This is a genomic window from Kitasatospora sp. Ki12 (assembly GCF_054601375.1).
Genome location: NZ_BAAIHT010000001.1, coordinates 3910011 through 3931174, shown reverse-complemented (window position 1 = coordinate 3931174; position 21164 = coordinate 3910011). Strand labels below are relative to the sequence as shown.

17 protein-coding genes are annotated in these 21164 nt (G+C 72.3%); 4 read left to right on the top strand and 13 right to left on the bottom strand.

Annotation, left to right across the window (positions count from 1 at the left end):
- Positions 1–37 precede the first annotated feature (37 nt).
- The 5 genes from ACYP53_RS17370 to ACYP53_RS17350 all read right to left on the bottom strand — a co-directional run bounded on the left by ACYP53_RS17370 (position 38) and on the right by ACYP53_RS17350 (position 5733).
- On the bottom strand, positions 38–847 hold the full coding sequence (locus tag ACYP53_RS17370) for an ABC transporter permease (protein WP_189915024.1): 810 nt from the start codon (positions 845–847) through the stop codon (positions 38–40).
- Entirely contained in the window at positions 844–1842 is a 999-nt protein-coding gene (locus tag ACYP53_RS17365) for an ABC transporter ATP-binding protein (RefSeq protein WP_189915025.1), read from the bottom strand. The genes ACYP53_RS17370 and ACYP53_RS17365 overlap by 4 nt, the downstream gene beginning before the upstream one ends.
- Before the next feature lie 91 nt (positions 1843–1933).
- Complete coding sequence (locus ACYP53_RS17360) at positions 1934–3277, bottom strand: NYN domain-containing protein (RefSeq protein ID WP_189915026.1); 1344 nt, start codon at positions 3275–3277, stop codon at positions 1934–1936.
- Positions 3278–3685: 408 nt separating this feature from the next.
- Positions 3686–4714, bottom strand: coding sequence for an aspartate-semialdehyde dehydrogenase (locus ACYP53_RS17355; protein ID WP_189915027.1), 1029 nt, complete (start codon positions 4712–4714; stop codon positions 3686–3688).
- Between the two features lie 113 nt (positions 4715–4827).
- Positions 4828–5733 carry a dihydrodipicolinate synthase family protein gene (locus ACYP53_RS17350; protein WP_189915028.1) on the bottom strand — a complete coding sequence of 302 codons (906 nt, stop codon included), beginning with the start codon at positions 5731–5733 and terminating at the stop codon, positions 4828–4830.
- Positions 5734–5830: 97 nt separating this feature from the next.
- On the opposite strand from ACYP53_RS17350, the gene ACYP53_RS17345 reads away from it, so the two are divergent.
- Positions 5831–6718 (top strand): LysR family transcriptional regulator, encoded by an 888-nt coding sequence (locus ACYP53_RS17345; RefSeq protein ID WP_189915029.1) that lies wholly within the window; start codon positions 5831–5833, stop codon positions 6716–6718.
- 66 nt (positions 6719–6784) lie between these two features.
- On the opposite strand, the gene dnaE is transcribed toward ACYP53_RS17345, so the two are convergent.
- Entirely contained in the window at positions 6785–10318 is a 3534-nt protein-coding gene (dnaE, locus tag ACYP53_RS17340) for a DNA polymerase III subunit alpha (RefSeq protein ID WP_459647902.1), read from the bottom strand.
- Between the two features lie 194 nt (positions 10319–10512).
- Here dnaE and ACYP53_RS17335 point away from each other — a divergent pair, with 194 nt between their 5' ends.
- Positions 10513–11841: a DUF2252 domain-containing protein gene (locus ACYP53_RS17335; RefSeq protein ID WP_459647901.1), complete on the top strand. Its 1329-nt coding sequence runs from the start codon at positions 10513–10515 to the stop codon at positions 11839–11841.
- 12 nt (positions 11842–11853) lie between these two features.
- On the opposite strand, the gene ACYP53_RS17330 is transcribed toward ACYP53_RS17335, so the two are convergent.
- The 4 genes from ACYP53_RS17330 to ACYP53_RS17315 all read right to left on the bottom strand — a co-directional run bounded on the left by ACYP53_RS17330 (position 11854) and on the right by ACYP53_RS17315 (position 15249).
- A complete protein-coding gene (locus ACYP53_RS17330; protein WP_459647900.1) occupies positions 11854–12648 on the bottom strand; it encodes a hypothetical protein in 795 nt (264 codons plus the stop codon).
- 15 nt (positions 12649–12663) lie between these two features.
- The gene (locus tag ACYP53_RS17325; RefSeq protein ID WP_459647899.1) at positions 12664–13185 is read right to left on the bottom strand and encodes a DUF3592 domain-containing protein; all 522 of its coding nucleotides are present in this window, start codon (positions 13183–13185) and stop codon (positions 12664–12666) included.
- A 69-nt stretch (positions 13186–13254) separates the two neighbouring features.
- Positions 13255–13917: an MOSC domain-containing protein gene (locus ACYP53_RS17320; protein WP_459647898.1), complete on the bottom strand. Its 663-nt coding sequence runs from the start codon at positions 13915–13917 to the stop codon at positions 13255–13257.
- 159 nt (positions 13918–14076) lie between these two features.
- Positions 14077–15249, bottom strand: coding sequence for an amidohydrolase family protein (locus tag ACYP53_RS17315; RefSeq protein WP_459647897.1), 1173 nt, complete (start codon positions 15247–15249; stop codon positions 14077–14079).
- 347 nt (positions 15250–15596) lie between these two features.
- On the opposite strand from ACYP53_RS17315, the gene ACYP53_RS17310 reads away from it, so the two are divergent.
- Both ACYP53_RS17310 and ACYP53_RS17305 read left to right on the top strand, forming a co-directional pair.
- On the top strand, positions 15597–16376 hold the full coding sequence (locus ACYP53_RS17310) for a VOC family protein (protein WP_459647896.1): 780 nt from the start codon (positions 15597–15599) through the stop codon (positions 16374–16376).
- Positions 16377–16506: 130 nt separating this feature from the next.
- Positions 16507–17049, top strand: a complete 543-nt coding sequence (locus tag ACYP53_RS17305; protein ID WP_459647895.1) for a HEAT repeat domain-containing protein — start codon at positions 16507–16509, stop codon at positions 17047–17049.
- Between the two features lie 83 nt (positions 17050–17132).
- Here ACYP53_RS17305 and ACYP53_RS17300 read toward each other — a convergent pair whose 3' ends face one another.
- The 3 genes from ACYP53_RS17300 to ACYP53_RS17290 form a co-directional block, all read right to left on the bottom strand.
- Positions 17133–18269, bottom strand: coding sequence for an MFS transporter (locus ACYP53_RS17300; protein WP_459647894.1), 1137 nt, complete (start codon positions 18267–18269; stop codon positions 17133–17135).
- A 229-nt stretch (positions 18270–18498) separates the two neighbouring features.
- Positions 18499–19218, bottom strand: a complete 720-nt coding sequence (locus ACYP53_RS17295) for an HAD family hydrolase (protein WP_459647893.1) — start codon at positions 19216–19218, stop codon at positions 18499–18501.
- Positions 19219–19379: 161 nt separating this feature from the next.
- A complete protein-coding gene (locus ACYP53_RS17290) occupies positions 19380–21107 on the bottom strand; it encodes a carbamoyltransferase family protein (protein WP_189915039.1) in 1728 nt (575 codons plus the stop codon).
- Positions 21108–21164 lie beyond the last annotated feature (57 nt).

Sequence of the window (21164 nt, the reverse complement as noted above, 5' to 3'; positions counted from 1 at the left end):
GACGCCCTCCGGAACGGCCCCACCACCCGGGCGGCCCTCACCTCGCGACCGCCCTCCGGTACGCCCAGGTGGCCACGCCCAGTGACAGCACGCCCACCCCGGCGCACACCCCGAGGTCCGCGAGCACCATCGCCCAGTCCGGGTCCGGCGCGAACGTCCGCGCGAAGGCCTCGACCCCGTACGTGGAGGGCAGCAGGTCCCGCAGCCACAGCACGGGCTGCGGCAGGTGGTCGACGGGCAGCACGCCGAGCAGCAGGGCGGCGGACATGCCGAGCTGCCCCAGCATCGTCGCGATCTCCTGCCGCGGGGCCAGCAGCCCGCAGGCCGCCCCCAGCCCGGCCAGCGCGGCCCCGGCCAACGGCACGACCGCCAGCAGGACCCACAGCTGCCCGAGCGGCAGTCCGAACATGACCGCCCCGACGGCCGCCGTGACGACCGTCCCGGGCAGCGTGAAGGAGGCGTACGCGGCGGCCGCCCCCAGCACCACCGAGGCGGCCGGCACCGGCAGCGTCGCGTAGTGGTCGAGGCCACCGGTGGCCCGCAGCTTGCCGAAGTACTGGGCGAGCAGGTTCAGCGCGACGAAGGCCACCACCAGCACGCTGGACCCGGCCACCACCGACCGCGCCGCCGAGGACTGTCCGGCCTCCACGACGCCCCGCATCATCACCAGGATGCCGAGCGACTGGAAGGTGGCGACGAACAGCAGCGGGATCCGCGCCACCCTCGCCCGGGCGAGCTGGGCCCGGTACACGGCGGCCAGCGAGGGCAGCAGCCGGGCCGCGGGGGCGAGCGGGGCGGGCCCGCCGGTCGGCCGGTCGGTGCGCGGCGGCGCCGAGAGCAGGGTCACTTGGCCAGTCCTCCGTGGCGGCCGCCCAGCTTGAGGTAGGCGTCCTCAAGGCTGGGGGTGGCGAGGGTGAAGTCGTCGAGGGCGGCGAAGGCCGGGCCGGTGGTGACGGCGGCGACCAGCTCGCGGGCCTGCTCGGGGGTGGTGCGGACGGTCCAGCGGCGCCCGGTGCACTCGGCCCGCTCGCGCAGCGCGGCGACGGCGGGCACGCCGACCGGCGCCTCGTCGCGCCAGACCAGGTCGAGCCGGACGTCGCCGTCCACCAGCGCCTTCAGCCCGCCGGGCGTGTCGCAGGCGATCACCCGGCCGTCGTCGACCACGGCGACCCGGTCGAGCACGGTCTCCGCCTCGATCACGTTGTGGGTGACCAGCAGCACGGTCGTCCCGTGCTCGGCCCGCCGCCGGTCGACGGCGCGCCACACGGCCCGCCGGGCGACGGGGTCCATACCGGTGGTCGGCTCGTCCAGGACGAGCAGCGGCCGGTCCCCCACCAGGGTGGCCGCGAAGCAGGCGAGCCGCCGCTGGCCGCCGGACAGCTTGGCGAGCGGCCGGTGCGCGATGGCCGTCAGCCCGAGCTCCTCCAGGACGTCCGCGGCGGTGCTCCGGGCCTGTGCCCGGCCGAGCCCGCGCAGCCGTCCGGTGGTCTCGGCGGCGAGCGCGACGGTCAGCTCGTCCAGCGCGGTGGATTCCTGCCCGAGGTACCCGAGCAGCCGGGCGGCCCGCTCGGGGTGCCGCACGATGTCGTGGCCGAGCAGTTCGACGGTTCCCGAGTCGGGGCGCAGCAGCCCGGTGAGCTGGCGCACCAGCGTCGACTTGCCGGCGCCGTTCGGGCCGAGCAGCCCGAAGACCTCGCCCCGCCGGACGGTGAGGCTGATCCCGTCGTTGGCGCGGATCTCGGTGGCGGCCGCGCCGCGCCCGCTGCGATACGTCCTGGTCAGGTCGCGCACGACGACGCACGGCGGGGTTTCGTCGGGTGCTCGCCCGGCCGTCTCACTCACGACCGAAGACTCTACGCGCTCATACGGGCGAACCGGACAACGGGTCGGTCGCCCGGCGGTCACCTGGGCCCCCCGGCCGCCCGCTCACGGCTCAGTCGTCGACGACCATCGACCCGCCCGGCACCCGTACCGCCAGTTCCTTCCAGAACCCGGCCCGGATGGCGTAGCGGTCGTGCTCGTCGATCTGGTCGTCCTTGTGCGCGAGCAGCCCGAAGCGGGCGGCGTAGCGGAGCAGCTCGCCGTCCACCCGGTGCGGGATGCGCGGGTAGTCGGGCCAGAGCACGGTGAGCCGCTCGGAGTCGCCGATCCGCTCGGTCCAGCGGCGGGCGAAGACCTGGCCGACCTCGTGGGCGTCGCCGCCGATGGAGGTGATGTCCTCCTCGCGGTCGGCCCAGCGCTGTTCGGAGGTGGTGAGCTGGGCGAGCGTGGGCAGGCTGTCCCCGGCGGTGACGGCGGGCTCCGGGGCGGGCCGGTCGACCCAGCCACGGTCGGAGGACCACCGCAGGACCGGCCCGGCCTGGGCGGCGGCGCCGTGGCCGTTCGTCCCGTGCCCGTTCGTCCCGTTCGCGTGGGCGGCGGACCCGTGCGCCCCGTGCCCGTTCGCCACCGGGGCGATCGGGGTGGCGGAGGGGGCCCGCCCGGCCAGGTCCTTCGGCGTGGGGACGACCTTGAGCGCGGTCGCCGCCGGCTGTGACCGGCCGTTGGCGGCGGAGGCGGGGGCGACGCCGGCTGCCGCGGCGGCGGCCGGCCTGACCACCGGCGGCACCCCGGCCGGCACCACGCTCGGGACCACACCGGGCACCACGCTCGGCAGCGCGGCCGGCGGGGCGGCGAGGATCTTGGCGATCTCCTGCCGGGCCCCGGGCGCCGGGAAGAGGTTGGCGGTGTCCCGCAGCGAGAACGAGCCCTCGATCCACTCGCGGTCCAGCACCCGCCGCTCGTCCGCCTCGCCGACCAGGTCCTCGGACTGGTTGAAGTCGCCGTCGGCGGCCTGCAGGGCCCACAGGTGGACGGCGACGCCGTGCTCCTTGGCGGTCATCATGCCGGGCAGCAGGTCACCGTCCCCGGTGATCAGTACGACGTCGGCGCAGGCCCGGTTGCGGGCGAGTTCGGAGAGCTCGGCGTGCATCGCGGCGTCCACGCCCTTCTGCACCCACCGGCCCTCGGCCCGGGTCAGGGCCCCGAGCCGCACGGTGACCCGGGGCAGGACGCGCAGCCGCCGGTGCTCGGGCATCGGGCGCCGGTCGGGCGCGGCGTCGAACCAGTAGATGCGCAGCAGCGGCAGCCCGGTCTCCGCCTCGGCGCGCTCGCGCAGCGCGGTGATCAGGGCCGTGTGGTTCACCGTGACCTTGGACCGGGATGGATCCCCCGCGAGCAGGCTGGCGGCGGCGCCCAGCAGATATCCGGCGTCCACCAGGACGACACAGCGGTCCATCGCGCACCTCTTTTCGCTCGCCCTCGGAATCAGTCGGGTCGGTCGTTCGGGGTGGGCGGTCCACCCGTCGTCCGGGCGTGCCGAGGTGAGGGGCCCCCGTCGTCGCCCGATCGTTGGGTCACCTTTTACCCGGGGTTCGCCTGCCGAACCTTGCCGGATGTCCCGGTACCGCAACAGCCGCCCGACCGAGTCCGGACAACGCGAAGGCGGGCCCCGTTCAACGACGGGGCCCGCCCGAGGTCACGCGGCGGTGTTTCGACCTGTGTGCGCTGGAGCCCGGCACGCGGCCGGCGGACTTCAACCCTTGAACCCGGAGGCCGGCCCTCGAACCCGGCTGAACCCGGCGGTCGGGCCCCGGGCTCGGGGGCCGGCCCGAGAAATCCTGAGGTCAGCCCTCGGACCCGGAGGTCAGCCCTTGAGTTCGGCGGCGACCAGCTCGGCCAGCTGGACGGCGTTGAGGGCGGCGCCCTTGCGCAGGTTGTCGTTGGAGACGAACAGCGACAGGCCGTTCTCCACCGTCTCGTCCACCCGGATGCGACCGACGAAGCTCGGGTCCCGGCCCGCGGCCTGCAGCGGGGTGGGGATGTCGGACAGCTCGACGCCGGGGGCGCCGGCCAGCAGCTCCACCGCGCGCTCGGGGCTGATCGGGCGCTCGAAGCGGGCGTTGATCTGCAGCGAGTGGCCGGAGAACACCGGGACGCGCACGCAGGTGCCGGAGACCTTCAGCTCCGGGATGCCGAGGATCTTGCGGCTCTCGTGGCGGAGCTTCTGCTCCTCGTCGGTCTCGTTGGAGCCGTCCTCGACGATGGACCCGGCCAGCGGCAGCACGTTGAAGGCGATCGGGCGCTTGTAGACCTTGGGCTCGGGGAACTCGACCGCGGAGCCGTCGTGGGCGAGCGCGGCGGCACCGTCGATGACCTTGGCGGCCTGGTCCCGCAGCTCGGCGACACCGGCCACACCGCTGCCGGAGACGGCCTGGTAGGTCGAGACGACCAGCGCGGCCAGCCCGGCCTCCTCGTGCAGCGGGCGCAGCACGGGCATGGCGGCCATGGTGGTGCAGTTCGGGTTGGCGATGATGCCCTTGGGGCGGTCCGCGATGGCCTCGGGGTTGACCTCGGAGACCACCAGCGGGACCTCGGGGTCGCGGCGCCAGGCGGAGGAGTTGTCGATGACGACGGCACCGGCCGCGGCCGCCTTGGGGGCCAGGGCCTTGGAGGTGGAGCCGCCGGCCGAGAAGATCACGATGTCGAGGCCCGTGTAGTCGGCCGTGGCCGCGTCCTCGACGGTGACCTCGGTGCCCTGCCAGGGCAGCGTGCGCCCGGCCGAACGGGCCGAGGCGAACAGCCGCAGCTGCTCCACCGGGAAGCTTCGCTCCGCCAGGATCTCGCGGACCACGCCGCCGACCTGGCCGGTGGCACCGACAATGCCGATCTTCATTCCGACTACTCCTCTGGATGGTGCTGTCTACAGCCGCACTCCGCCCATCATGCCTTGTCACGGGGGTGGGGCGACCTGCCATTTCAGTGGGTGAGAGGCGCCTCGGACGGGCCCTAGTGGTCCAGACCACTCACCAACGCCAGGGCGGCCTCCACCTCGGCCCGCCCGGCCGGCAGCAGCGGCAGCCGGACGTCCGGGGTCGGGATCCGCCCCAGGGCGTGCAGCACGCCCTTGGTGACCGCCGGGTTCGGCGCCGCGAACGCCGCCAGCGCCAGCCCGGTCAGCCGGTGCCCGAGCGCCCGCGCCGACTCGACGTCCCCGACCCGCCAGGCCTGCGCCAGCTCCACGAACCGGGCGGTGGCCAGGTGGGCGGAGGCGAGGATCCCGCCGGCCGCGCCGAGCGCCAGCATCGGCGCGAGGAAGGCGTCCTCCCCGGTCAGGAACGCGAAGCCGTCGGGGGCGTCCGCGAGCAGTTCGGCGGCCGCCTGGTCCAGCCCGCCGGTCGCGTACTTGACGCCCACCACGCCCTCGATCGCGGCGATCTCGCGCAGCGCCGCGGCCGACAGCTGCTGCCCGGTGCGGTACGGGATGTGGTAGACGACCAGCGGCAGCGGGCTGCTCGCGGCCAGCTCCCGGAAGTGCGCAACCGTCCCCGCCTCGCCGGGCCGGACGAAGGCCGGCACGGTGACCAGCGCGGCCGCCGCCCCCGGCACCCGCGCGCCGAGCGCGGCCAGGGACTCGGCGGTCGCCCGGGTGTCCCCGCCGGACGCGCCGACGATCAGCTGCGCGCCGCGCGCGGCGCAGGCGGCCGCGGCGACGTCCACCACCGCGTCCCGCTCCCCGGCGGTCAGCGCGGCCGGCTCACCGGTGGTGCCGAGCGCCACCAGCCCGGCCGCGCCGGCGTCGAGCAGCTCGTACGCGAGCTTCTCCAGCGCGTCCAGGGCGACGCCGCCGTCCGCGGCGAAAGGGGTGACGAGGGGGACGTAGATGCCCTTGAGTTCCAGGCCCTTGAGTTCCATGCGCACGATCCTGCGGCCGACCGTCACCGCAGGTCCAGTTCACATTTCCGACGCTTCTCGTAAGCTGAGCCGATGCTCACTCTCGTAAGCTGAGCCGATGCTCGACGTCCGACGCCTGCGCCTGCTGCGCGAACTCGCCCACCTCGGCACCATCGCGGCCGTCGCCGAGGCGCTCTCCTTCAGCCCGTCCGCGGTGTCCCAGCAGCTGTCCGTCCTGGAGAAGGAGGCGGGCGTCCCGCTGCTGGAGCGCACCGGCCGCCGGGTCACCCTCACCCCGGCCGGGCGCAACCTGGTCCGGCACGCCGAGTCGGTGCTCGCCCTGCTGGAGCAGGCGGGCGCCGAACTCGCGCACGCCAGACGGGGGTTGGCCGGTCCGCTGCGGATCGGCACCTACCCCTCGGCGGCCCGCGCGATCATCCCGGCGGTGCTCGCCGAGCTCGCCGCCTGGCACCCCGGGCTGGAGCCGATGGTCACCGAGGTGGACCCGGCGGTCGTCGGCGCCGCCCTGCGCGCGGGCGAGCTGGACGTGGCCCTGGTGCACGAGTACGACCTCGTCCCGTCCGACCCCGAACCGGGCCTCGCGGCGACCCGCCCGGTCTTCACCGAGCCCATGTACCTGGCCGGCCGCACCGCCGGCACCATCGCCGAACAGCGCGGCGCCCCGTGGATCATGTCCCCGCCCGGCACCCTCTGCCACACCATGGCCGTCCGCGCCTGCGAGTCGGCCGGCTTCGCCCCCAGGATCCGCCACCAGATCGACGACTTCACCACCGTCCTCGCCCTGGTGGCCGCCGGCCAGGGCGTGGCCCTCGTCCCCCACCTCGGCACCGCCCAGCCCCCGCCCGGCGTCGTCCTCACCCGCCTGCCCATGTACCGCCGCACCCGCGCCGCCTTCCGGGCCGGCGCCGGGTCCCACCCGGCCATCTCGGCCTTCGTCTCGGCGCTCCACACCGCGGTGCCCCCCGGTCTCGGCAGCGGCTCCTGAACGCGGAAGAGCCCGGGGCGCCGGCGGCACCCCGGGCTCAGGCCCTCGATCGGACCGCCGGGCGGCTCAGACCACCAGACAGCTCGGCCCGAGCAGCTGCTTCAGGTCCCCGAACAGCGCCGGGTCCGACTTCACCCGGTGCCGGTCCAGCCGCAGCACCGTGGTCTTGGTGCGGCCCTCCAGCCGCACCCGCACCTCGGTGGTGCCCTTGTGGTGGGTCAGCACCTCGCTGAGCCGGGCGACCAGCGGCGGGGTGACCTTCCCGGTCGGGATGTTGATGACGATCGGCGCCTCGGCGTGGGCGTTCGACAGGTCCGGGGCGGACAGCTCCATGCCCATCAGCCGGGGCACGTCCTCCCGCTTGTCGAGCTTGCCGCGCACGAACACCACGGCGTCCTCGACGAGTTGGGAGGAGACCAGCTGGTAGCTCGCCGGGAAGAACATGCAGTCGATGGAGCCCGCCAGGTCCTCGACGGTGGCGATCGCCCAGGCGTTGCCCTGCTTGGTCATCTTCCGCTGGAGGCCCGAGATGATGCCGCCGATGGTGACGATCGTCCCGTCCGGCCGGTCCGCGAGGTCGGCGACCGCGCAGTCCGCCTTGTCGGCGAGCACGTGCTCGATGCCGTGCAGCGGGTGCGAGGAGACGTACAGGCCGAGCATCTCCCGCTCCTGGGCGAGCAGGAAGGACTTCTCCCACTCCTCCTCGGAGAAGACGACGTCCAGCCCGAAGCTCGGCTCGTCCGAGGCGATGTCGCCGCCGAAGAGGTCGTACTGCCCGACCGCCTGCTTGCGCTTCACGTCGACGACGTTGTCGATCATCGGCTCGAACTGCGCGCTGAGGCCCTTGCGGGTGTGCCCGAGCGAGTCGAAGGCGCCGGCCTTGATCAGCGATTCGACGGTCCGCTTGTTGCAGACCACCGACTCCACCTTGTCCAGGAAGTCGGGGAAGGAGGAGAACTTCCCCTTGGTCTTCCGGGTCCGGATCATCGACTCGACGACCGGCCCGCCGACGTTGCGGATGGCGGTCAGGCCGAAGCGGACGGTGTCGTCACCGTGCGGGGTGAAGTCCGAGTCCGACTCGTTGACGTCCGGCGGCAGCACCTGGATGCCCATCTTGCGGCACTCGTTGAGGTAGACCGCCGACTTGTCCTTGTCGTCCTTGACGGACGTGAGCAGGCCGGACATGTACTCGGCCGGGTAGTTGGCCTTGAGGTAGGCCGTCCAGTACGAGACCAGCCCGTAGCCCGCGGTGTGCGCTTTGTTGAACGCGTAGCCGGAGAAGGGGACGAGGACGTCCCACACCGCCTGGATGGCCGCGTCGGAGTAGCCGCGCTCGCGGCAGCCCTTCTGGAAGGGGACGAACTCCGCCTCCAGGATCTCCTTCTTCTTCTTGCCCATCGCCCGGCGCAGCAGGTCCGCCTGGCCGAGCGAGTACCCGGCGAGGATCTGCGCGGCCTTCTGCACCTGCTCCTGGTAGACGATCAGGCCGTACGTCGGCCGGAGCACCTCCTCCAGGGGCTTCTCCAGCTCCGGGTGGATCGGGGTGATCTCCTGCTGGCCGTTCTTGCGCAGGGCGTAGTTGGTGTGGGAGTTGACGCCCATCGGGCCCGGCCGGTACAGCGCCAGAACAGCCGAGATGTCTTCGAAGTTGTCGGGCTTCATCAGCCGCAGCAGCGAGCGCATCGGCCCGCCGTCGAGCTGGAAGACGCCCAGCGTGTCGCCGCGGGCGAGGAGTTCGTAGGTCGGCTTGTCGTCGAGCGGCAGCTTGAGCAGCTCGATCTTCTCGCCCTTGTTCCGCTCGATCGCCTTGACGGCGTCGTCCATGATCGTCAGGTTGCGCAGGCCGAGGAAGTCCATCTTGAGGAGGCCGAGGCCCTCACAAGTGGGGTAGTCGAACTGCGTGATGGTGACGCCGTCGGTGTGCCGGGTCCAGACCGGGATGTGGTCGGTCAGCGGCTCGGCGGACATGATGACGCCGGCCGCGTGCACACCGGGCTGGCGGATCAGGCCCTCGATGCCGCGCGCGGTGTCGATGACCTTCCTGACGTCCGGGTCACTCTCGTACAGCCCGCGGATCTCACCGGCCTCGCCGTAGCGCGGGTGGCTGTTGTCCGTGATGCCGGAGAGCGGGATGCCCTTGCCCATGACGTCCGGCGGCATCGCCTTGGTGATCCGGTCGCCCATCGCGTAGGGGTAGCCGAGGACCCGCGAGGAGTCCTTGATGGCGGCCTTCGCCTTGATGGTGCCGTACGTGACGATCATGGCGACCTTGTCGGACCCCCACTTCTCCGTCACGTAGCGGATCACGTCACCGCGCCGGCGCTCGTCGAAGTCGATGTCGACATCGGGCATGGAGATGCGCTCGGGGTTGAGGAAGCGCTCGAAGATCAGGCCGTGCGGGATGGGGTCGAGGTCGGTGATGCCCATCGCGTACGCGACCAGCGAACCGGCCGCCGAACCACGGCCCGGGCCCACCGCGATGCCCTGGGTCTTGGCCCACATGATGAAGTCGGCGACCACGAGGAAGTACGCCGGGAACCCCATCTGGATGATGGTGTCCATCTCGTACTCGGCGAGCTTCTTGTGCTCCTCGTCGTACCCGTTCGGGAAGCGCCAGTCCATGCCCTCCCAGACCTTGGACTTGAAGAAGTCCGCCTCGGACTCGAAGCCCTCCGGGATGGGGAAGCGGGGCATGAGGTTCTTGAACTTGAACATGCCCTCGGTGTCGACGCGGGAGGCGACCAGGAGCTGGCTGTTGCGGCAGCCCTCCTGCCAGGCGTCCGAGGAGTCCAGCGCGTACATCTCGGCGGCGGACTTGATGTAGTAGCCGGTGCCGTCGAAGCGGAAGCGGTCCGGGTCGGAGAGGTTCTTGCCGGTCTGGACGCAGAGCAGGAGGTCGTGCGCGCCCGCGTCGGCCTCGGTGGTGTAGTGCGAGTCGTTGGTGACGACCGGCGGGATGTTCAGCTTCCTGCTGATCTCCAGCAGCCCGTCGCGGACCCGCTTCTCGATGTCGAGGCCGTGGTCCATCAGCTCCAGGAAGTAGTTCTCCTTGCCGAAGATGTCCTGGTAGTCGGCGGCGGACTTGACGGCCTCGTCGAACTGGCCGAGGCGCAGCCGGGTCTGGACCTCACCGGACGGGCAGCCGGTGGTGGCCATCAGGCCGCCGGACAGCTCCGCGATCAGCTCCTTGTCCATCCGGGGCCACTTCACCAGCCAGCCCTCGGCGTAGGAGCGCGAGGTCAGCTTGAAGAGGTTGTGCAGGCCCTCCTTGTTCCGGGCCCAGATGGTCTTGTGGGTGTACGCGCCGGACGCGGAGACGTCGTCCCGCTTCTGGTGCGGCTGGCCCCACAGGATCCGCTTGGTGTTCGAGCGGGACTCCGGGGCGACGTACGCCTCGATGCCGATGACGGGCGTGATCCCGGCCGCGGTGGCCTGCTTGTGGAACTCGGCGGCGCCGTACATGTTGCCGTGGTCGGTCATCGCCACATGGGTCTGCCCGAGGCGCTCGACCTCCTTGAACATCTGCTTCAGCCGGGCGGCACCGTCCAGCATCGAGTACTCGGTGTGGACGTGCAGATGCGCGAACGGCTGATCGCTCAAGGCGGGGCCTCCGAAGGCTCTCGTGCTGGGCTGGTGGGCCGGCGAACGCGCAGGTCACAGAAGTAATCCCCTGGAAATGAAGGTGGTCCGAACACCTCACGGGGTCCGGACCATCACTCACACGTTCACGCTCCTACTCTAGCCTCCGGAGCCTCCGGTCTCCGCTCACCAGCCCCGCATGCGAAGGAACGTTCATGTCGCACCCGCAGCCCGCCGCACCCGACCGTGCCGAGGAGATCCTCGGGGTCTTCGAAACGGCCTTCGGTGACCTGCTCGCCCAGGACCCGGCGGCCTTCCGGGTGAAGTTCCGCAAGATGGCCGCGTCCGCCTTCGCCTTCTACCGGGGCACCGCCGCGCTCTACTACGCGGACCTCACCAGCGAGCAGTACGGGCGCTTCGGCGCGCCGTTCCTCGACGAGCGCACCAGCCGGGTGTGGATCCACGGCGACCTGCACGCCGAGAACTTCGGCACCTACCTGAACTCCGAGGGCCGGCTGGTCTTCAACGTCAACGACTTCGACGAGGCCTACGTCGGCGCCTTCACCTGGGACGTCCAGCGCCTGGCCGCCTCGCTCGCGCTGATCGGCTACGCCAAGGCACTGTCCGACGAGACGATCACCCAGTTGGTCACGGCGTTCGCCGAGGCGTACCGGGGTCGGATAGCGGCGCACGTGGAGGCCGCGGACACCGAGCCGTACACGCTGGAGACCGCGAGCGGGCCGGTGCTGGAGACCCTGCGGCAGGCGCGCCTGCAGACCCGGGTCGAGCTGCTCGACGGGGAGACCGTCGTCGAGGGCTACGACCGCCGCTTCCGCCTCGGCGGCGGCGCCATCGAGCTGGACGAACCGACGAAGGCCGAGGTGCTGTCCGCGTTCGAGGCGTACCTGGACACCCTGCCGCCGTCCTCCCGGACGCGACCGGAGTCGCTGAAGGTCAAGGACGTGGTCGGGCGGCGGGGCATCGGCATCGGCTCGGCGGGGCTGCCCTCGTACAACCTGCTGCTGGAGGGGCATACGGACGCCCTGGAGAACGACGTGATCATCTACATGAAGCAGGGGCAGACACCGGCGGTCGCCCGGCACGTCACCGATCCCGCGATCGCCGGCCACTTCGAGCACGAGGGGCACCGAACGGTGATCTCCCAGCGGGCGCTTCAGTCGCACAGCGACCCGTGGCTGGGGTACACGGAGCTGCGCGGGCGGGGGCAGCTCGTCGCGGAGGTGTCGCCGTACGCCACCGACCTGGACTGGACGGACCTGAACGAGCTGTCCGACCTGCTGGCGGTGACCGAGTACCTGGGCCGGGCGACCGCGACCATGCACGCGGCCGCCGACGAGTCCTCCAGCGGGCACACCCTGGTGCCGTTCTCCACGGAGCACGTGATCCACCAGGCGATCAGCCGGGACACGAAGGGCTTCACGGCGATGCTGGTCGACTTCGCCCACGCGTACGGCGCCCAGGCCCGGGCCGACCACCAGCTGTTCGTGGACCTCTACCGGAACGGTCGCATCCCGGGGCTGTGAACCCTCCCCCGTTCATCGGGTCAGGGCCGCCAGCCGCTCCCGGGCGGCGGCCCTGACCTCCGGCTCCTCCATCGGGTCGTCCTGGAGACAGGCCAGCCGGTCGCGCACATGGGGGCGGTCGGGGGCCCGCTCGACGCCCAGCAGACGCGCTCGCGCTTCGCAGTCCCACAGTGACTCGGTGTACGCCTCGGCCATCCCCGGCGAGCCGAGGGCGTCCAACGCCGTCAGGTAGTCGGGGCGCTCGTACGAGTGCGGGGTGTGGAGCCAGAAGCGCCGCAGCAGGGAGATCGCGTCAGCGGCCGCCGGCCCGAAGCGGCCGAGGCCACGCGCGAGCGTGTCCGCCCCGCACCAGGACTCATCGACCCACTGCTGCTCCAGAGCGGCGATCAAGGCCGGTACGTCACTCTCGTCGCCGTGGTCCGGATCCACCTTCTCCACGGGGCGTCGCATGGTCGGCCTGTCCTCCCCCGGGACGTAGCCCGGCAGGGCCGCCCGGGCCTCCTCCGAGCCGGCGAGCACCAGCAACTCCAGGACGCGGGTGGCCCGCCACCGGGTCTCCTCGTCCCCGGCGAGCATCTCCACCACAGGGCCGAGCGGCAGCTCCAGGTCCCGGATCAGCCGGGCCAGGTAGAGGTGCCGGTCGTCGACTTGCCGGTCCCACCGCCACTCCCAGCGGATGCAGCCGTGGACGAGGTCGGCGACCGAAGCCCGGTCCTCGGCGGCCATCAGCGCGCCCTGACCCCGGCCACGCTGCAGCAGGCCGAGGAGGGTGTTCGGTGGCGCGTACTCGTATCTCCGCTGTGTCACGCGGTCCATCGTGCCTCAAGAGGTCGCGGGCTCACTCCCCCTCCTCGGGCGCCTCCGTGCCCGGGTGAGCCGGCGGTAGGCGAGATGGACCGCGAGGCCCAGCAGGGTCATGACGACCGACGCGACCAGTGCGACCACATCGAGTACGTTCCGGCCCAGCGAGTTCCAGAAGCCGATGCTCGAAGCGAGAGCGGCGACATCGGTGTGCCGGGGGTCGTACACCACCGTCACGGTGTCGCGGGCCTTGATGGTGTCGGTGACGTAGGCGAGTCGGGTCTCGACGGATGTCCCCCCGGGCGTCGTGAACCGCACCCGGCAGTCGGCGTTCCCTGCCGGGTTGTCCCGCGGCCCGCTCACTTCGGTGCACTCGGTGACGACCGCCGGGGTGTGGACGCCACGGCTGCGAAGGGCCGACGTCGCGCCCATGTCGTGCGGTATCAGGTAGACCAGGCTGAGGACGAACAGCAGGACCCCCAGGGCGATCATCGCGATCGACCCGTTCCGCACCGTCCGGCCGTGGTCCGGCGTGTTCTCCATCGATCCCCCCGGTGTCGGCCCGACTGCCCACGCCCGCGCACGCCAGCCGCACCCACCGGCTCCGCCACGCTACGCCCGGGTCCGCCTCCGCACCAGTTCCTTGATTTCCTCCGGGAGCGCGTCCGCCGCCAACAGGCCCGGCAGCAGCTGCGGTTCGGTCGTCACCGCGCGGAACGACCGGGCCACCGTGACGTCGTGGTCCGGGCGGTGCACCACCTCCACCGTGTCTCCCGCGTGCAGTTCGCCGGGTGTGACCACCCGCAGGTAGGCGCCCGGCAGGGCTGCCTCGGTGAAGCGGCGGATCCAGCCCTCGCGGTCCAGCCAGCCTTGGAAGGTCCCGCAGGGGATGCGCGCGCAGGACACCTCCAGGACCACGTCCGGGCCGATCCGCCAGCGTTCCCCGATCAGGGCGCCGTTGACGTCCAGGCCGGTGGTGGTCAGGTTCTCGCCGAAGGAGCCGTTGTCGAGTTCCCGGCCCAGCTCCTCCTGCCAGCCGTCCAGGTCCTCCCGGGCGTAGGCGTACACGGCCTGGTCGTCGCCGCCGTGGTTCCGCACGTCGTACACCCGGTCCCCGGCGAGGCCGACCGCGCCCGTCCCTTTGGGGCCCGGCGCGGCCACGGCGACCGGGCCGTCCACCGGGTGCTTGTCGATGCCTGTGGCGCGGAGGCCCTTCCACGGGTTCGGCCGGGGCCTGCCGACGTTGACGGAGAGCAGTCGCGCGTGTGCGTCCATGCTTCGACCGTACGACGGGTGCCCGGCCCGGGTCCACGGAATACCTCCCCCGCCGACTTCGCCGACTTCGCCGGGGCAGCCCGCGTCAGCGCGGCGGCCCCTCGCGCTCAAGCACCCGCGTGAGGGACCGCGAACCGCCGATGCTCCCGAGCCCGGTCCTCAGTCCTCGTCGCCCAGCACCGCGACGTGGTTGCCCGTGCCGGCCGGGGTGGTGCTCTCCCCGCCGTGCGGGCGCGGCCGTGAGGGACAGACCCTCGGCGCCACGTCCTTCAGTCCCAGCAGCCGGAAGTAGTTCTGCCCGAGCGCGATGTCCCGGAAGGCCTCGTTGTCCAGTGCCCGGTTGATCCGGCTGGTGACCTCCAGCTCCTCCTCGTACACCTTGTAGTCCTTGTTCCGCGCGGCCACGAAGTCCGTCCCGGTGATCGCCCGGGTCGGGTGGCGGTCGAGGAAGGCGGCGTACTTCTCCCGGGCGCCGGGCCGGCTGAAGTAGAGGTCCTCCAGTACGCGCCAGCTCAAGTCCAGGGTCAGGTTGGGGTGTTGGCCGAGGAGCCGGTCCAGGATGCGGATGTGCTCGTCCGGGTCCATGGTGGCGAGCTCCTTGGAGAGCCCCATGTGCGCCCACACGATCTTGTTGTCGGGGTACTGCGTGAGGATCTCCTCCATCAGGTGGAGGTACTTGGTCGGCTCCGCGTCGTTGCCGAGGTCGGAGTGGAAGGTGACGGGGATCCCGCGCTCCTGGTACACCCGCATGAAGGGCGCCCAGTTCGGGATGTCCTCGCTGGTGGCGGGTTCGGCCAGGTTGGGCAGGATCGCCTGCTTGACCACGTTGACCTCGCCGGCCCACCGGAACATCCCCGGGTACTCCCGGTCCAGCAGCGCGATTCCGGCCGGGACGGTCTCGGGGTGGTGCAGGTCCATGAACGTCATGGAGAGCGCGAGCTTCGGGTCGTCGGGCCGGTTCTCCCGCAGGCTCTCGGCGTTGACGAAGTCGTTGCGCAGCATGGGCCGTACGGGCGTGCCGGGGCAGTCGAGGTAGTACGTGCAGTCGGAGTCGGCGGGCAGCACCTGCCCGATGCCGAACATGTTGGCGTAGCGGACGCCGCTCTTGCGCAGGTAGTCGGCCATCTCCTCGAAGGGGATGGCCCGGCCGCCGAAGGGCCGGAAGTGCAGGTGGCCGTCGACGACCGAGGTGTACGGCTCGGTGGACCGGTCGAAGCAGGCCCGGGCCGCGAAGGCCTCGCCGGCTCCCGCCGGGGAGAAGACGACGGCCAGCGCGGTCGCGCCGACGACGGCGGCGGTGAACCGTCTGCCGGTCCGTTGCCCGTTCCTCACGGGCTTCATCAGATTCATCGGCGTCATCGGATTCCTGTGCTTCAGGGGCTTCATGACGTTGCCTCCGGTGGCGGTCGGCCGGCGCTCGGCACCGGCCCGGGGTCTGGTGCTGCCACGGAGAAGGGTCAGCCGTCGAGCCGCCGCCCGTTGCCGCTCCGCACGGTGTCGGCCCGCCCGGCCGCTCGAACGGCCGTACCCGTAGGTCCGTCGGGGTTCCTCGGGATCCACCGGAGGCCCCCACCGCCCCGACGCCCCACCGCCCCACCGCCCCGGCGGCGTGTCGAGTGGCGATCCACCGCCCACGACGACAGGGTGACCGGCAGCAAACCCCACCAGAAAGGGTCAAAATGCCCGAGGTCACCACCCCGTACGCGACCGGCACCCCCTGCTGGGTCGACCTGATGGCGAAGGACCAGCAGGCCGCGCTGGACTTCTACCGCGACCTGTTCGGCTGGCAGGGCCAGCCCGGCCCGGCCGAGTTCGGCGGCTACGCGGTCTGCGAGTTCAACGGCAGGGCCGCGGCCGGCATCGGCCCGGCGATGGCCCCCGAGGGCATGCCGGAACCGCCGACCGTCTGGACGAGCTACCTGGCCACCACCGACGCCCAGGCCACCCAGGACGCGATCGTCGCCGCCGGCGGCACGCTGATCGCCCCGGTCATGGACGTCGGCGCCCTGGGCCGGATGCTGATCGCCTCCGATCCGCAGGGCGCGGTCTTCGGCGTCTGGCAGCCGGGCGAGTTCTTCGGCGCCCAGGTGGTCAACGAGGCCGGCGCGCTGACCTGGAACGAACTGCACACCAGCGACATCCAGGCCGCCACCGCCTTCTACGGCGCGGCGTTCGGCATCGAGATCGAGCCGCTGGACGGCGCGGACTCCTACTGGGAGGTCCGGGTCGGCGGCCGCGCGGTCGGCGGCGCCACCCTCCTCGCCAACGACCCGCCCGGCACCCCGGCGCACTGGCTGACCTACTTCGCGGTCGACGACGTCGACTCCACCGTGGACGCCCTGGTGAAGCGCGGCGGCACGGTCCTCGCCCCGCCGTTCGACATGATGGCCGGCCGGATGACCGTCGTCGCCGACCCCCAGGGCGCCGCCTTCGCGATGATCAAGCCCACCCCGATGTAGCGGCCCCCAGTCCCCGGACCACCCGCCCAGCCCGCCCGCCCGGCTCGCTCCGGGCGGGCGCTTCCCGTTCCGGCGCCCCGGCTCCGAAATCCCCTTGCCCCGCCGCCAGTTACGGGCCGACACTCCCCCCATGCTCGGATTCGCACGGACCGACAACGAAGGCCTCGTCTCCTACCTGGGCGACCCCCAGCGCACCGTGGGCGCCTACCACGAACTGCTGCGCCGAGCCGCGGACTCCCTCGACGCCATCCGCGCCGGCCTGTCCGACCCGGACCCGGCGGTGCGGGAGGGCTGCTGCCGCCTCCTCGACCACCTGGTCGACACCGACTCGATGGACCTCCTGATCGCGATGGCGGACGACCCCGACGCCCGGGTCCGGATCGCCGCCTTCCACGCCCTGGCCTGCGACCGCTGCAAGGACGACGCCTGCGCGCCGGGCGCGGACCGGGTGCTGGACCCGGCGCTGCGGCACCTGGCCGACGACCCGGACCCGCAGGTCCGGATGCGGGCCGCCGAGCTCGTCGGCAAGTTCGTCCACACCGTCCCCGGCGCCCTCGCCGCCCTGGTGCGCTGCCACGAGCGGGACCCGAGCCCGGCCGTCCGCAAGAAGGCCGGCTGGTACGTCCCCGGCGGCCCGATCCACCGCCGCACGGCCCCGCCCGCCGCCGGCTGAGTTTCGCGCTCACCGCGCAAAGCGCAGGAAGTCGGCCTGTCCGACTTCCTGCGCGAGTACGCGAGCTCCTACCCTCCGGCGCCTCAGCGCCGGACCGCCCGCAGCCACACCGCGAGTCCGAGGCAGAGCAGGCACGTCCCGGCCAGCACCAGCGGGATCACCGTCGCCCCGTCCGAGCCGCTGAGCGCCCCGACCACCGCCGGGACGACGGCGTTGCCGAGCATGCAGCAGAGCGTCAGTACGGAGGTCGCCTGCTGCGGCACCTCCGCCACGCCGGAGACCCAGGCGATCAGGGTCGGCAGCACCGGCGCCAGCGCCAGCCCGGCCAGGGGGTAGGCGACCACCGCCAGGTGCGGCACCGCGGCCAGGGCCAGCGCGCCGAGACCGGCCGCCAGGTAGCCGGGCAGGGTGGTGCGGCCGGGCAGCCGCTTGGTCAGCTGCGGGAGGACCAGGCGTCCGACGGCCATGCCGGCCCAGAAGCCGGAGGCCGCGGTGGTCGCGGCCTGCGTGCTCCAGCCGTCGCGCACCAGTTGGGTCGACTGCCAGGTACCGATGCTGGTCTCCATGCCCGCGTACACCAGGCCGACCAGCAGGAAGGGGAGCAGCTGCAGGCCGATCCGCCGGCCGCCACCGCCGGCGCCCGCCCCCGGCTCGCCCTTCGGGGCGGCGAGCACCGCCCCCGCCCGCCCGACCAGGAAGCACGGCAGCGCGCACACCGCCGCGGCCAGGGCGAGCAGCCGGATGTCCGTGTGCCCGACGGCCCCGGCGGCCAGTGGTCCCAGCATCGCGCCGATCCCGAAGACCGCGTTCAACCGGTTGACCATCACCACGCTGTTCCCCGCGAACCCGCGCGCGAACGCCGTGTTGAGGGTGAGCGCGAGCCCGCCGTACCCGATGCCGGTCACCGCCGCGCAGCCGAGGTAGGCGGTCCAGCCGGGGCTGGCCGCCATGCCGGCGGCGCCGGCGGCGAAGACGGCGAGCAGGACGAGCGGCGCCGCCCGGACGTTCAGCCGGCGGCCGAGCAGCCCGATGCAGACGGTCGCCGCGAGCGCGCCGAGGTTGTAGGCGGAGACGACCCGTCCGACCTCGTGCTCGGCGCCGAACCGTTCCCGCAGGTACGGGAGGGAGGCGCCGAGCGAGGCGGTGAGCACGCCGAGGACGAGGAAGACGCAGAACGCCGAGACCGCCGCCGACCTGGCCATCACCGGCGCGGCCGGCACCCCTGGCCCGGCCTCCCCCACCCGGCTCTCCGCCGCCGACCCTGAGCCGACGAGCCCCGGCCCGGAGTCCCCAAGCGCTGGCCCGGAGTCGACGAGCTCCGCCCCGGAGTCCCCGAGCGCTGGCCCGGAGCCGACCAGCCCCGGCCCGGAGCCGACCAGCCCCGCCCCGGAGTCCCCGAGCCCCGCCCCGGAATCGACGAGCGCCGGGTTCGACGCGGCCCGGCCGGCCTCAGCCACCGTCGGGCCCGAGCGCGAGCGCCACGGTGACCCGCCCGTCCGGGTCGGTCAGCGTGATCGTCCCGCGGCCGTCCGCCACCGCCAGGGCGGTGAAGTCCGGCACCGCGACCACCGCACCGGCCTCCACCAGCGCCGGCCCGCCGATCCCGACGCAGACCGCCCCGGCCGTGACGGCCGAGCGCACCCCGCTGACCGAGTCCTCGAAGACCAGCGTGCGCTGCGGCCGGATCCCTAGCCCCCGGCAGGCCGCCAGGTACGGGTCCGGGTGCGGCTTGCCCCGCTCCACGTCGTCCCGGGTGACCCGCACCCGGAAGACGTCGAGCAGGCCGAGCCCGCCCAGCGCGTTGTCGATCTTCCGGGTCCAGCTGCTGGTGGCCAGGCCGATCGGTACCCCCGCGTGCCGGAGCCGGTCGGCGAGCCCGTCCGCGCCGGGGACGGCGTGGTACGGCGCCTCCTCCTCGACGGTGTCCACCTCGGCCCAGATCGCCTTCCGGTCGGTGTCCGAGTGGTCGGGGAAGATCAGCCGCACCGTCTGGTCGCCGGTCCGCCCGTGGACGTACTCCTCGATCTCCGGGTCGGTCAGCGCCCGGCCGTGGCGCCGGGCCACCGACCGCCACGCCTCCTCGATCACCGGCCTGGAGTCGATCAGGACCCCGTCCATGTCGAAGACGACGGCCTCGACCTCGTACCGCGTTCCGGCTTGCGGCTGCATCGGTCTCCTCACTCGGCGCTTGCGCCATACGGTCTGACGATAGTTCAACCCGCATCGGCCGGGCGGTCAACTGGACTAGACCTCCCCAGGTGACCTCCCGGCCGATCCAGCAGGCGCGACCCCAGGGCGTGTCGGACACGCCCCAGGGCCCGACAAAGGCCCTAGCCGGCCCGCCGCGCCATGAAGCCGTCGGCGGAGTCCTTCCACACCAGGTACACGTCGTCGACCAGCAGCAGGTCGATCACCTCGTCGGCCAGCGGGTCGAGCGCGTCGCGGTGCGACCCGACGATCGGCTCCTCGTGCTTGTTGAACGAGGTGTTCACCAGCGCCGCCTGGCCGCTGCGGTCGTACCAGGCCATCAGCAGGCCGTGCAGGAACGGGTCGTCCTGGGCCCGGACGACCTGCGGGCGGGCGGTGTTGTCGACGTGCACCACCGCCGGGCAGGCCTTGGCGAAGGGCTCGTGGCAGTCGTAGGTGAGCGTCATGAACAGCGCCGCCGGGTGCTCCGGCTCCCAGCCCACGTAGCAGTCGGCCGCCAGGTCCTCGGCCGTGATCGGCGCGAAGGGCATGAACTCGGTGCGGTTCAGGCGCTTGTTGAGCCAGTCGTTCATGCTCGGGTCGGCGGTGCCGTAGATGACGCTGCGGCGGCCGAGCGCGCGCGGGCCGAACTCCATCCGGCCGCGGTAGGTGCCGATGACCTGGTCCGCCTCCAGCGCGCCCAGCAGGACCTCCTGCATGGACTCGCCGATCCGCCGGTAGCGCAGCTCGGGGTAGTCCCGCAGGATCTCCTCCAGCCGGCCCTCGGAGATCGCGGCGTCCGGCCCGAGCGCCATCGAGGGCACCCGCGGGCGCTCGCCGGTCTCCCGGTGGGCCACGATCACGGCGGTCTGCAGCGGCAGCCCGCCGTCGCCCATCGGCGGCAGCACGTAGACGTTCCGTACGCCCGCGGTCTCGAAGATCCGCTGGTTGAGCTTGACGTTGGCGAACACGCCGCCGGAGAGGCAGACGTTTCCGCTGGTCACCCGGCCGATGTGGCGCGCCACGACGGCGGTCAGCAGGTCCTCGACGTGCCGCTGGGCGGCGGCCGCGACATCGGCCGGCTCGTGGGTGGCGATCTCGGCCAGCAGCGCCTCGGAGTAGCCCTCGTAGGACGGCTGGTACCAGTCGCCGCAGCGGGCGCGGATCGCGCCGTTCTCCTCGACGTCGATCATCCGCCGCATCAGCGGGAGGAGCTTCTCCGGGTCGCCGTTGGCGGCCAGCCCGGTGATCTTGCCCTCGTGGCGGTTGGGGCGGAAGCCGAGCAGCTTGGTGATCCGGCCGTAGAAGTACCCGAGGCTGTCGATCGAGGTCTCGCGCTGGAGCACCTCCTCGCCGCCCGGGAAGTAGTGCGTGACGGTCAGGGACTGGAAGTCCCCTCGGCCGTCGCAGGTGACCACGAGGGAGTCGTCGAACGGGGAGCAGAGGAAGGCGCCCAGGCCGTGCGACTCGTGGTGGTCGATGTGGACCACCTTGCCGCGCAGTCCGTTCTCCTCGATGAACGCATCGAACTCACCGCGCTTCTCGCGGTCGTTCCGAATTTCGTCGGATATCCGCTTGCGGAGATGAGGAAGCGCCTCGGGGCGCAGCCGGGCCTCCTCCGAAATCCGGTCCACGTAGAGCAGCAGGTGCTTTTCGGCGCTGAATCCCGCCTGCCATCCGTAGGCCACCCGGTCGACATCGGAAAGGGTGACCCCGGCCTCCTTCAGGACGTAGTCGATCGACTGCTCCGGCCAGGTCTTGTGATCCTTGACCCGGGAGAACCGCTCCTCGCTGACGGCCGCGACGACCGTTCCGTCCTGAACCAGGCAGGCGCCGGCCAGATCGTTGTTGGTGATTCCGAGAACAAGCATGTGCGGCTCCAATGCTTAACGTCACGGGAAATCGCTCGACGGCAATTCCACGGATTT

Bases quoted from the DNA above. Each gene is read 5' to 3' on its own strand.
- ACYP53_RS17360 (WP_189915026.1), bottom strand. From the start codon at position 3,277: ATGGACCGCTGTGTCGTCCTGGTGGACGCCGGATATCTGCTGGGCGCC.
- ACYP53_RS17355 (WP_189915027.1), bottom strand. From the start codon at position 4,714: ATGAAGATCGGCATTGTCGGTGCCACCGGCCAGGTCGGCGGCGTGGTC.
- ACYP53_RS17350 (WP_189915028.1), bottom strand. From the start codon at position 5,733: ATGGAACTCAAGGGCCTGGAACTCAAGGGCATCTACGTCCCCCTCGTC.
- ACYP53_RS17345 (WP_189915029.1), top strand. From the start codon at position 5,831: ATGCTCGACGTCCGACGCCTGCGCCTGCTGCGCGAACTCGCCCACCTC.
- ACYP53_RS17335 (WP_459647901.1), top strand. From the start codon at position 10,513: ATGTCGCACCCGCAGCCCGCCGCACCCGACCGTGCCGAGGAGATCCTC.
- ACYP53_RS17325 (WP_459647899.1), bottom strand. From the start codon at position 13,185: ATGGAGAACACGCCGGACCACGGCCGGACGGTGCGGAACGGGTCGATC.
- ACYP53_RS17320 (WP_459647898.1), bottom strand. From the start codon at position 13,917: ATGGACGCACACGCGCGACTGCTCTCCGTCAACGTCGGCAGGCCCCGG.
- ACYP53_RS17310 (WP_459647896.1), top strand. From the start codon at position 15,597: ATGCCCGAGGTCACCACCCCGTACGCGACCGGCACCCCCTGCTGGGTC.
- ACYP53_RS17305 (WP_459647895.1), top strand. From the start codon at position 16,507: ATGCTCGGATTCGCACGGACCGACAACGAAGGCCTCGTCTCCTACCTG.
- ACYP53_RS17295 (WP_459647893.1), bottom strand. From the start codon at position 19,218: ATGCAGCCGCAAGCCGGAACGCGGTACGAGGTCGAGGCCGTCGTCTTC.
- ACYP53_RS17290 (WP_189915039.1), bottom strand. From the start codon at position 21,107: ATGCTTGTTCTCGGAATCACCAACAACGATCTGGCCGGCGCCTGCCTG.